Below are 12,354 nucleotides of genomic sequence, written 5' to 3'. Positions count from 1 at the left end.
CATTTATATAAATGATTTCGGCTTTCTAAATGCAATTAAAATCAGGTTGCCAAATTAATCGTAGCGATTTAACACGATTCGACGTTTGCTATCGCTACCTGCAACAACCACTTCTGTCGTTACACCTTTGACGGGCGAAGAAAACAGATGACGGGTGTCAACATTATACGTTAACTGACCACAATGCTGTTGAGGTTGACCATTAACCATAGCCATACTGCATGTTGGGGGACTGATCCTGCCATTAATCGCTAATGTGGCAGTCTCTGAAGAGAATGCGGGAGAAGCCAATCCATAGGCAAGAAAAATAATTCCTGACAGCCAATACTTATTCATTGAACGTTATCCCTGTAGTAAAGGTTATGCCTGGATAGAATGAGTGCATAACAAACTATAGCTGTACATCCACTACACAGCCACGAAGGATGATAATGAAGCATTGCCTGTATGATCAATCGACTTTGTAGAGTTTCGGACGAAGGTCCGCAGAATATTCGCAGTATTAAATAAGTGTTCATTAATGCGGCAAAAACTAATACACCGCATCAATGTAACATCTCTGCGGTGTATGAAGAATAACCAGAATGGTTAATAGGCGTTAGACCGCGCGGAAGGAAATCTCGCCTGGAATGACTTCACCCTGCCAGTAGAGCTGAGCTGCAACGCGGTCAGCCAGCTGGCGGTAGATAGCGGTAAATTCGCTCTCCGGACGGCTGATAACCGTTGGCGTGCCTTTATCGAGATCCTCACGTAAGGAGATGTGTAACGGCATCTGCCCCAGCAGCTGTGTGTGGTATTTTTCAGCCAGTTTCTCAGCACCACCGGTACCGAAAATCGGTTCATGGTGACCACAGTTACTGCAAATATGCACACTCATGTTCTCGACAATACCAAGCACCGGAACCTCGACTTTCTCGAACATCACAATGCCTTTTTTCGCATCGATCAACGCGATGTCCTGCGGGGTGGTGACCACGACTGCACCAGTTACTGGAATGTTTTGCGCCAGCGTCAATTGAATGTCACCGGTGCCTGGCGGCATATCAAGCACCAGATAGTCGAGATCCGGCCACAAGGTTTCCTGCAACATCTGCATTAACGCCTTGCTCGCCATCGGTCCACGCCACACCATCGCATTGTCTTCAGTGACCAGATAACCAATTGAATTGGTTGCCAGGCCATGAGACATAATCGGTGCCATGTGGGTACCGTCCGGCGACGTTGGACGCTGATTTTCTGCGCCCAGCATGGTGGGAATTGATGGGCCGTAGATATCGGCGTCCAGAATGCCGACTTTCGCCCCTTCCGCCGCCAGTGCCAGCGCCAGGTTTACCGCCGTGGAGGATTTACCCACGCCGCCTTTACCGGAGCTGACCGCAATGATGTTCTTCACACCATTAATACCCGGCTGATTCTTCACGCGTTTTAAGGTGGCGATATTGTGCGACAGTTTCCAGTCGATAGCTTTCGCCCCGGTGATACGCAGCAGTTCGGCGCTACATTGCTCTTTTAACTCTTCAAACGCGCTATGCCAGACGAATGGCATAACCAGTTCCACATGCAACGTGTCGTCCATCCAGGCGACATGGTGCAACGCTTTCAGCGTGGTGAGGTTATGCTTCAGGGTTGGGTGCTGAAAATTGGCCAGTGTCCCGGCGACCATTGCGCGCAAGGCTTCTGGTGATTTGGCCTGGGATTGTTCGTTCATCCCGACTCCTTTTTTGTATAGATAAACCATCAGCTGATAGTTTACCTGAAGAATATAGAGAAGTACTTACTTAACATTTTCCCATTTGGTACTATCTAACCCCTTTTCACTATTAAGAAGTAATGCCTACTATGACTCAAGTCGCGAAGAAAATTCTGGTGACGTGCGCACTGCCGTACGCTAACGGCTCAATCCACCTCGGCCATATGCTGGAGCACATCCAGGCTGATGTCTGGGTCCGTTACCAGCGAATGCGCGGCCACGAGGTCAACTTCATCTGCGCCGACGATGCCCACGGTACACCGATCATGCTGAAAGCTCAGCAGCTTGGTATCACCCCGGAGCAGATGATTGGCGAAATGAGTCAGGAGCATCAGACTGATTTCGCAGGCTTTAACATCAGCTATGACAACTATCACTCGACGCACAGCGAAGAGAACCGCCAGTTGTCAGAACTTATCTACTCTCGCCTGAAAGAGAACGGTTTTATTAAAAACCGCACCATCTCTCAGCTGTACGATCCGGAAAAAGGCATGTTCCTGCCGGACCGTTTTGTGAAAGGCACCTGCCCGAAATGTAAATCCCCGGATCAATACGGCGATAACTGCGAAGTCTGCGGCGCGACCTACAGCCCGACTGAATTGATCGAGCCGAAATCGGTGGTTTCTGGCGCTACGCCGGTAATGCGTGATTCTGAACACTTCTTCTTTGATCTGCCCTCTTTCAGCGAAATGTTGCAGGCATGGACCCGCAGCGGTGCGTTGCAGGAGCAGGTGGCAAATAAAATGCAGGAGTGGTTTGAATCCGGCCTGCAACAGTGGGATATCTCCCGCGACGCGCCATACTTTGGTTTTGAAATTCCGAACGCGCCGGGCAAATATTTCTACGTCTGGCTGGACGCACCGATTGGCTACATGGGTTCTTTCAAGAATCTGTGCGACAAGCGCGGCGACAGCGTAAGCTTCGATGAATACTGGAAGAAAGACTCCACCGCCGAGCTGTACCACTTCATCGGTAAAGATATTGTTTACTTCCACAGCCTGTTCTGGCCTGCCATGCTGGAAGGCAGCCACTTCCGCAAGCCGACCAACCTGTTTGTTCATGGCTATGTGACGGTGAACGGCGCAAAGATGTCCAAGTCTCGCGGCACCTTTATTAAAGCCAGCACCTGGCTGAATCATTTTGACGCTGACAGCCTGCGTTACTACTACACTGCGAAACTCTCTTCGCGCATTGATGATATCGATCTCAACCTGGAGGATTTCGTTCAGCGTGTGAATGCCGATATCGTGAACAAAGTGGTTAACCTGGCCTCTCGTAATGCGGGCTTTATCAACAAGCGTTTTGACGGCGTGCTGGCAAGCGAATTGGCTGACCCGCAGTTGTACAAAACCTTCACTGATGCCGCTGAAGTGATTGGTGAAGCGTGGGAAAGCCGCGAATTTGGTAAAGCAGTGCGCGAAATCATGGCGCTGGCTGATCTGGCTAACCGCTATGTCGACGAGCAGGCTCCGTGGGTGGTGGCAAAACAGGAAGGCCGCGATGCCGACCTGCAGGCAATTTGCTCAATGGGCATAAACCTGTTCCGCGTGCTGATGACTTACCTGAAGCCGGTACTGCCGAAACTGACCGAGCGCGCAGAAGCATTCCTCAATACAGAACTGACCTGGGATGGTATCCAGCAACCGCTGCTGGGCCACAAAGTGAATCCGTTCAAAGCGCTGTATAACCGCATCGATATGAAGCAGGTTGAAGCACTGGTGGAAGCGTCTAAAGAAGAAGTGAAAGCAGCTGCCGCGCCAGTTACTGGCCCACTGGCAGATGATCCGATTCAGGAAACCATCACCTTTGACGACTTCGCAAAAGTTGACCTGCGCGTGGCGCTGATCGAAAACGCAGAGTTTGTTGAAGGTTCTGACAAACTGCTGCGCCTGACACTGGATCTCGGCGGTGAAAAACGCAATGTCTTCTCCGGTATTCGTTCTGCCTACCCGGATCCGCAGGCACTGATCGGGCGTCACACCATTATGGTGGCCAACCTGGCACCGCGTAAAATGCGCTTTGGTATCTCCGAAGGCATGGTAATGGCTGCTGGTCCTGGCGGGAAAGATATCTTCCTGTTAAGCCCGGATGCTGGTGCTAAACCAGGCCATCAGGTGAAATAATCCCCCTTTAAGGCGCTGCATCGACAGCGCCTTTTCTTTATAAATTCCTAAAGTTGTTTTCTTGCGATTTTGTCTCTCTCTAGCCCGCATAAATACTGGTAGCATCTGCATTCAACTGGATAAAATTACAGGGATGCAGAATGAGACACTTTATCTATCAGGACGAAAAATCACATAAATTCTGGGCAGTTGAGCAACAGGGAAACGAGTTGCATATCAGTTGGGGAAAAGTTGGCACCAAAGGGCAAAGCCAGATAAAAAGTTTTTCAGATGCTGCGGCAGTGGCAAAAGCGGAGCTTAAGCTGATTGCGGAGAAGGTGAAGAAGGGGTATGTGGAGCAAGCGAAGGATAATTCTTTGCAACCTTCCCAAACGGTAACGGGCTCTCTCAAGGTAGCGGACTTATCCACCATTATTCAGGAACAACCCTCTTTCGTAGCAGAAACCCGTGCGCCTGACAAAAATACAGATGCTGTTTTACCGTGGCTGGCGAAAGATATTGCTGTCGTTTTTCCGCCCGAAGTTGTACACACCACGTTAAGTCATCGCCGCTTTCCCGGAGTTCCTGTTCAGCAAGCAGACAAATTGACCCAATTACGTCGCTTAGCCTGTAGTGTGTCGCAACGGGATAATAAAACAGCCACATTTGACTTCAGCGCCTGTTCTTTAGAATGGCAAAACACCGTCGCCCAGGCGATCAGTCAGATCGACGGCCTGAAAACAACACAGCTACCATCACCAGTAATGGCTGTACTCACGGCACTTGAAATGAAATGCACAAGATATAAAGTGCGTGAGGATGTTATGGATCAGATCGTCCAGGAAGGCGGTCTGGAATATGCTACTGATGTAATAATACACCTTCAACAGATTGATATTAAATGGGATTATGCGAATAATGTCATTATTATTCTGCCGTCTGGCATTGCACCTGACTACTTGGAGCAATATTCCAGATTTGAATTACGCCTACGTAAACATTTATCACTGGCGGAAGAGTCTCTCTGGCAAAAATGTGCACAAAAACTTATTGCCGCAATTCCACATATTCCAGAATGGCGGCAACCATTAATTGCTTTGTTATTACCCGAAAAACCAGAAATTGCACATGAAATTGCCCAGCGTCTACTGGGGCAAAAAAAATTACCCTCGCTTGAGTGGTTAAAAATAGTGGCGACTGATGAGCACATTCTTGCCTCATTAGAAAAATATCACGAGCCATATGCCATTTTTGATGATTACTATTGTGGTGCGATATGGTCAGCCACCGTATTACAGGAGCAAGGTGTTGCAGCCCTGCCCCGATTTGCTCCCTATGCCGCAAGTGACTACTGCGCCGATGTGTTGCGTCATATCAATCATCCGTTCGCATTAACACTGCTTATACGTGTAGCCGGGCATACTAAACGCTGTCACGATCGGATGACGAAAGCCTGCGCTGCGTTCCCACATGCAGCAATGGCGGCACTGACGGAACTTCTTGGGCAAAAAGAAGAGAACAGTTGGCGCATTATGCTAATGACAATGCTTATCTCACAACCAGCACTGGCAGAACAGGTCATTCCCTGGCTCTCGACACCCGCAGTTGCCGTACTGAAATCATGCCAGCAACAACTGACACAGCCCTCAAACCATGCCAGCGCCGATCTACTGCCAGCCGTAGTAGTCTCCCCTCCCTGGCTTTCGAAAAAGAAAAAATCGCCGATTCCGGTGCTGGATTTAGCGCCATTAGGCATTGAGCCAATCTGTTATCTGACAGAAGAAATCAGTAATCAACTTTTGGCGAAATATATCTGGTATTCAAAACACATCACGGTTAGCCATGAAGAAAGTACTACCAACCTGTTGGCAAGGATGGGTTTTCAACGACGGATCGCTGGTACATATATTAAAGCTCCCGAAGCGGTAGTTGAGGCATGGCTAAATGAAGATTATTCAACCTTACTAAGTGAATTTAAGGTGTTTCATTCACCTACCGGGCATTATTGGCAGTTGGGGATTTTGACAACATTGCCGCTGGAGAAAGCAGTTAAAGCATGGAATGCCCTTACCCTATCTCCACATACCGATACCGAATACGCCATGTTACATTTTGGACTCAAAGGGTTACCTGGGTTAGTAAACTCACTTGCACGCTATCCACAAGAAGCCTTGCCCATCACGAATTACTTCGCAGCGAGTGAGCTGGCTCCTGCCGTCGCCCGTGCCTTCAACAAACTGAAAACGCTACGCGAAAACGCCCGTAGCTGGCTGTTGAAATACCCGGAACATGCCCTTACCGGCCTGCTGCCTGCGGCGCTCGGCAAAGCCGGTGAAGCACAGGATAACGCCCGCGCTGCCTTGCGTATGCTTACCGAAAACGGTCATCAGCCATTACTGCAAGAAATCGCCCGACGTTATAACCAGCCGGAAGTAACCGATGCGGTGAACGCTCTGCTTGCGCTCGATCCCTTAGATAATCACCCGACAAAAATCCCCACTCTTCCGGCCTTTTATCAGCCATCGCTCTGGACGCGCCCGGTATTAAAAGCAAATGCCCAATCACTGCCAGATAGCGCCCTCCTCCACCTCGGTGAAATGCTCCGCTTCCCTCAGGAAGAGGCTCTGTATCCGGGATTATTGCAGGTGAAAGACGTCTGTTCCGCCGACTCACTGGCGGGATTTGCCTGGGATCTGTTTACCGCCTGGCAGACCGCTGGCGCGCCGTCGAAAGAGAGTTGGGCGTTCACTGCGTTAGGCGTTCTCGGTAACGATGACACCGCCCGCAAACTGACGCCATTAATACGCGCCTGGCCTGGTGAATCCCAGCATAAACGCGCCACCGTTGGGTTGGATATTCTCGCTGCTATCGGTAGTGATATCGCCCTTATGCAGCTTAACGGCATCGCCCAGAAACTGAAATTCAAAGCATTACAGGAGCGGGCAAAAGAAAAAATTGCCGACATTGCCGAGAGCCGCGAACTCACGGTGGCGGAGCTTGAAGATCGGTTAGCACCGGATCTCGGTCTGGATGATAACGGTTCGCTGCTGTTGGATTTTGGCCCACGGCAGTTCACCGTCAGCTTTGATGAAACCTTAAAACCGTTTGTGCGTGATGTTTCCGGCAGCCGCCTGAAAGACCTGCCCAAACCGAACAAAAGCGATGATGAAACGCGGGCGAACGATGCGGTTAACCGCTACAAATTGCTGAAAAAAGATGCGCGTACCATCGCCGCCCAGCAGGTAGCAAGGCTGGAATCCGCCATGTGCCTGCGCCGCCGCTGGTCGCTGGAAAACTTCCAGCTCTTCCTGGTTGAGCATCCGCTGGTTCGTCACTTAACCCGCCGTCTGATTTGGGGCGTTTATAGCGCCGAAAACCAGCTACTGGCTTGCTTTCGCGTAGCAGAAGATAACAGCTACAGCACCGCTGACGATGATCTTTTCACCCTGCCGGAAGGCGATATCTCTATCGGCACTCCTCACGTTCTGGAAATATCACCAACGGATGCTGCCGCCTTTGGTCAGCTTTTTGCCGACTACGAACTGCTACCACCGTTCCGCCAGCTCGACCGTAACAGCTACGCCCTGACAGAAGCCGAGCGCAATGCCAGTGAACTGACCCGCTGGGCAGGCAGAAAATGCCCGAGCGGTCGGGTCATGGGACTGGCGAATAAAGGTTGGGTGCGTGGTGAACCGCAGGATGGTGGCTGGATCGGCTGGATGATCAAACCTCTGGGCCGCTGGTCGTTAATCATGGAAATCGATGAAGGCTTTGCAGTTGGTATGTCGCCAGCCGAACTTAGCGCCGAGCAACTCTTAAGCAAGCTGTGGCTATGGGAAGGCAAAGCAGAAAGCTATGGCTGGGGGAGTAATTCAACACAGGAAGCGCAGTTCTCCGTACTCGATGCCATCACCGCCAGCGAGCTGATTAACGATATTGAAGCCCTGTTTGAATAAGGAAAGAGCATGGACAAGGAATTACCGTGGCTGGCGGATAACGCCCAACTGGAACTGAAATATAAAAAAGGCAAAACACCACTCAGCCATCGCAATTGGCCGGGCGAACCAGTGCCTGTTATCACTGAAAGCATCATTCAGACACTGGGTGATGAATTGCTACAAAAAGCTGAGAAGAAAAAAAACATTGTCTGGCGTTATGAGAATTTTTCACTGGAGTGGCAGTCCGCCATTACGCAGGCCATCAACTTGATCGGCGAACACAAACCCTCAATCCCGGCCCAGACAATGGCGGCGCTAGTCTGTATCGCGCAAAATGACAGCCAACAGTTGCTCGACGAAATCGTCCAACAAGAGGGGCTGGAATATGCGACTGAGGTGGTGATTGCACGCCAGTTTATTACACGATGTTATGAGAGTGATCCTCTGGTAGTCACATTGCAGTATCAGAACGAGGACTATGGCTATGGTTATCGCTCAGAAACCTATAACGAATTCGATCTCCGACTGCGTAAGCATCTCTCTCTGGCAGAGGAAAGCTGCTGGCAGCGTTGCGCCGACAAACTCATTGCCACACTGCCAGGAATAACCAAAGTTCGCCGCCCTTTTATTGCGCTGATCCTCCCCGAAAAACCAGAAATCGCCAATGAGTTGGTAAGCCTTGAATGCCCGCGGACTCATTTTCATTCTAAGGAGTGGTTAAAAGTTGTTGCTAATGACCCCACAGCGGTGAGAAAACTCGAACGCTACTGGAGCCAGGATATATTTAGCGATCGAGAAGCCAGCTACATGTCGCATGAAAACCACTTCGGCTACGCGGCCTGCGCCGCCCTTTTGCGCGAACAAGGACTGGCAGCCGTTCCGCGCCTCGCGATATATGCCCATAAAGAAGATTGCGGCAGTCTGCTGGTACAAATTAACCATCCGCAAGTCATCCGCACCTTGCTGTTAGTTGCTGATAAAAACAAACCCAGCCTGCAACGTGTGGCTAAATACAGTAAAAACTTCCCCCATGCGACACTCGCCGCACTGGCAGAACTGCTGGCGTTAAAAGAACCACCAGCCCGCCCAGGTTATCCAATCATCGAAGACAAAAAGCTGCCTGCACAGCAAAAAGCACGCGATGAATACTGGCGTACGCTGTTACAAACGCTGATAGCATCGCAGCCACAACTAGCAGAAAGGGTGATGCCGTGGTTAAGTACTCAAGCCAGGGCAGTGCTGAATAGTTATTTATCGGCACCGCCAAAACCGGTTATTGATAGCACCGATAACAGCAGTCTGCCTGAAATGCTCGTTTCACCACCGTGGCGTAGTAAGAAAAAAATGACAGCTCCACGTCTTGATTTGGCACCGCTCGAATTAACTCCGCAAATTTACTGGCAACCAGGCGAACAAGAGAGGCTTGCCGCCACTGAGTCTGCCCGTTATTTCAGCACGGAATCTCTTGCGGAACGCATGGAACAAAAAAGTGGACGAGTTGTATTACAGGAACTGGGTTTTGGGGATGATGTATGGCTGTTTCTGAATTATATACTCCCCGGAAAACTGGATGCTGCACGCAATTCACTCATTGTTCAGTGGCATTACTACCAGGGGCGGGTTGAAGAGATCCTGAATGGCTGGAACTCCCCGCAAGCACAATTAGCAGAACAGGCGCTCCGCAGCGGTCACATAGAAGCGTTAATTAACATATGGGAAAATGACAACTTCTCACGTTATCGTCCGGAAAAGAGTGTCTGGAACCTGTATTTATTGGCACAGTTGCCGCGTGAGATGGCTTTGACCTTCTGGCTGCGTATCATTGAGAAAAAGCATCTGTTCGCGGGTGAGGACTATTTTCTCAGTATCCTCGGATTGGATGCGCTACCAGGTCTGCTGTTGGCTTTTTCACATCGTCCAAAAGAAACATTTCCGTTAATTTTAAATTTTGGCGCAACAGAACTGGCGCTGCCTGTTGCCCGCGTCTGGCGACGTTTCGCGGCGCAGCGTGATCTGGCTCGCCAGTGGATTTTACAATGGCCGGAACATACGGCTAGTGCACTTATCCCTCTTGTCTTTACCAAACCCAGCGATAATAGCGAAGCCGCATTACTTGCCCTGCGTTTACTGTACGAACAGGGACATGGCGAATTGCTACAAACCGTGGCAAACCGCTGGCAGCGTACAGATGTATGGTCTGCCCTGGAGCAGTTGCTTAAACAGGGTCCAATGGACATTTACCCGGCACGCATTCCAAAAGCCCCTGATTTCTGGCATCCGGCAATGTGGTCCAGGCCTCGACTTATCACTAATAATCAGCCTGTTACCGGTGACGCTCTGGAAATTATCGGCGAAATGCTGCGCTTTACCCAGGGGGGACGTTTTTATAGCGGGCTGGAACAACTGAAAACGTTCTGCCAGCCACAAACGCTGGCAGCTTTTGCCTGGGATCTCTTCACTGCGTGGCAACAAGCTGGTGCCCCCGCAAAAGACAACTGGGCATTTCTGGCGTTAAGTCTCTTTGGTGACGAAAGCACGGCACGGGATCTGACGACACAGATCCTCGCCTGGCCACAAGAAGGCAAATCTGCCCGTGCTGTCAGCGGCCTGAACATCCTTACCCTGATGAATAATGATATGGCGCTGATACAGCTGCATCATATATCGCAACGGGCTAAATCCCGCCCCTTACGTGATAACGCGGCGGAATTTCTTCAGGTGGTCGCAGAAAATCGCGGGCTAAGCCAGGAAGAGCTAGCGGACAGATTAGTCCCAACCCTGGGCCTTGATGATCCGCAGGCGTTGAGTTTTGATTTTGGTCCCCGGCAGTTTACCGTTCGCTTCGATGAAAACCTCAACCCGGTTATCTTTGATCAGCAAAACGTTCGCCAGAAAAGCGTTCCCCGGTTGCGCGCCGATGACGATCAACTGAAAGCGCCCGAGGCACTGGCCCGACTAAAAGGGCTAAAAAAAGATGCTACTCAGGTGAGCAAAAACCTGCTCCCGCGTCTTGAAGCTGCCCTACGTACCACCCGACGCTGGTCGCTGGCAGATTTTCATACTCTGTTTGTTAATCATCCCTTTACCCGCCTGGTTACCCAGCGATTAATATGGGGCGTGTATCCGGCAAATGAACCGCGTCGTTTACTCAACGCCTTTCGTGTGGCCGCAGAGGGGGAGTTCTGCAATGCGCAGGATGAGCCAATTGACCTGCCTGCGGATGCTCTGATTGGCATTGCCCACCCGTTAGAAATGACAGCAGAAATGCGCAGTGAATTTGCCCAGCTTTTTGCCGATTACGAAATTATACCGCCACTTCGCCAGTTGACACGGCGCACGGTGCTGCTCACGCCTGACGAGTCAGCCAGTAATAGTTTGAATCGCTGGGAAGGTAAATCTGCTACCGTTGGGCAACTTATGGGAATGCGATACAAAGGCTGGGAGTCAGGCTATGAGGACGCATTTGTCTATGACCTGGGTGAGTACCGGCTGGTCCTTAAGTTTTCACCCGGTTTTAACCACTACAATGTTGATAGCAAAGCGCTAATGAGCTTCCGTTCTCTTCGAGTGTACAGTGACAATAAATCCGTCACTTTTGCCGAACTTGATGTGTTTGATTTGAGTGAGGCGTTAAGCGCACCTGACGTCATTTTCCATTAAAACACAGCGGGCAGTGATGCAACTGCCCGTTATCAACACGACTTACCAGCGGGGAAAGCGATGATCGTGCAAAAAGAGCTGGTTGCTATTTACGATTATGAGGTCCCTGTACCTGAAGATCCGTTTTCCTTCAGACTTGAGATCCATAAATGCTCTGAATTATTTACAGGTTCCGTCTATCGACTGGAGCGATTCCGGCTACGTCCAACATTTCATCAACGTGATCGAGAAGATGCTGACCCGCTAATAAATGATGCGTTGATTTATATAAGAGATGAGTGTATTGATGAGCGGAAATTACGAGGTAAATCACCTGAAACTGTAATAGCAATTTTTAATCGTGAACTACAGAATATATTCAACCAACTAATAGAATATTAGTTTATTAAAGGGGGAAGCGGTTTTCCCCTTTAGTTGCGTTTCAATTTGCCCATTACTTCAACAAATCAATCAACCGTAACAGAGACACTAATAGCTCCAGTACGGCAATGAGCACGGTTAACTTTTGTGTCAGCGTGTCCATCCGCTCTCCTTATTAAGGAGCGCAACACCAGCACCTGACCCTTACACTGCCTGTCGATACTGGTTTACGTTTGTTGAGTCGCCATGTTGCACTCCGGATCAGAGCACTACCTGCGGCACCACCCGTCCGGTAGCCAGGACTTGAAATGGGTTCGATCCGGCGCAACTTCCCAACAGTCAGGATTATAAATCTCATTATCTTAATTGCAACACTGTCCAGAGGTGGTTATAATTCGTTCGTTGAGATGCCATGTTGCACTATCAGTAACTTAACATCAAAGTAGTAAATAAAAGAACCTGCCTCACCAGCAGGTTTTTTTATTTTCTGCGATCTACTTTCCAGATATTTTTTGCCAATAGCCCACCATAAATATTCACATCC

6 protein-coding genes are annotated in these 12,354 nt (G+C 49.9%); 4 read left to right on the top strand and 2 right to left on the bottom strand.

The window, feature by feature from the left end; genetic code table 11:
- Positions 1–54 precede the first annotated feature (54 nt).
- A complete protein-coding gene (locus tag E0D98_RS16420; protein ID WP_001324851.1) occupies positions 55–336 on the bottom strand; it encodes a YehE family protein in 282 nt (93 codons plus the stop codon).
- Between the two features lie 262 nt (positions 337–598).
- On the bottom strand, positions 599–1,708 hold the full coding sequence (gene apbC, locus E0D98_RS16415) for an iron-sulfur cluster carrier protein ApbC (RefSeq protein ID WP_001005455.1): 1,110 nt from the start codon (positions 1,706–1,708) through the stop codon (positions 599–601).
- 131 nt (positions 1,709–1,839) lie between these two features.
- Here apbC and metG point away from each other — a divergent pair, with 131 nt between their 5' ends.
- The 4 genes from metG (at position 1,840) to yehK (ending at position 11,831) form a co-directional block, all read left to right on the top strand.
- Positions 1,840–3,873: a methionine--tRNA ligase gene (gene metG / locus E0D98_RS16410; RefSeq protein WP_001378222.1), complete on the top strand. Its 2,034-nt coding sequence runs from the start codon at positions 1,840–1,842 to the stop codon at positions 3,871–3,873.
- A 140-nt stretch (positions 3,874–4,013) separates the two neighbouring features.
- Positions 4,014–7,808 (top strand): WGR and DUF4132 domain-containing protein, encoded by a 3,795-nt coding sequence (locus E0D98_RS16405; protein ID WP_001215633.1) that lies wholly within the window; start codon positions 4,014–4,016, stop codon positions 7,806–7,808.
- A gap of 9 nt (positions 7,809–7,817) precedes the next feature.
- Complete coding sequence (yehI, locus tag E0D98_RS16400) at positions 7,818–11,450, top strand: DUF4132 domain-containing protein YehI (protein ID WP_000356781.1); 3,633 nt, start codon at positions 7,818–7,820, stop codon at positions 11,448–11,450.
- Between the two features lie 60 nt (positions 11,451–11,510).
- A complete protein-coding gene (yehK, locus tag E0D98_RS16395) occupies positions 11,511–11,831 on the top strand; it encodes a protein YehK (protein ID WP_000636930.1) in 321 nt (106 codons plus the stop codon).
- The last annotated feature ends 523 nt before the right edge of the window (positions 11,832–12,354 follow it).

Source organism: Escherichia sp. KCJ4928 (genome assembly GCF_004352695.1).
Taxonomy (GTDB): domain Bacteria; phylum Pseudomonadota; class Gammaproteobacteria; order Enterobacterales; family Enterobacteriaceae; genus ECMA0423.
This window is presented reverse-complemented; position numbering and strand designations above follow the sequence as displayed.

Excerpts from the sequence above, each read along its gene's own strand:
- E0D98_RS16420 (WP_001324851.1), bottom strand. The coding sequence starts at position 336 with ATGAATAAGTATTGGCTGTCAGGAATTATTTTTCTTGCCTATGGATTG.
- yehI (WP_000356781.1), top strand. The coding sequence starts at position 7,818 with ATGGACAAGGAATTACCGTGGCTGGCGGATAACGCCCAACTGGAACTG.
- metG (WP_001378222.1), top strand. The coding sequence starts at position 1,840 with ATGACTCAAGTCGCGAAGAAAATTCTGGTGACGTGCGCACTGCCGTAC.
- yehK (WP_000636930.1), top strand. The coding sequence starts at position 11,511 with ATGATCGTGCAAAAAGAGCTGGTTGCTATTTACGATTATGAGGTCCCT.
- E0D98_RS16405 (WP_001215633.1), top strand. The coding sequence starts at position 4,014 with ATGAGACACTTTATCTATCAGGACGAAAAATCACATAAATTCTGGGCA.
- apbC (WP_001005455.1), bottom strand. The coding sequence starts at position 1,708 with ATGAACGAACAATCCCAGGCCAAATCACCAGAAGCCTTGCGCGCAATG.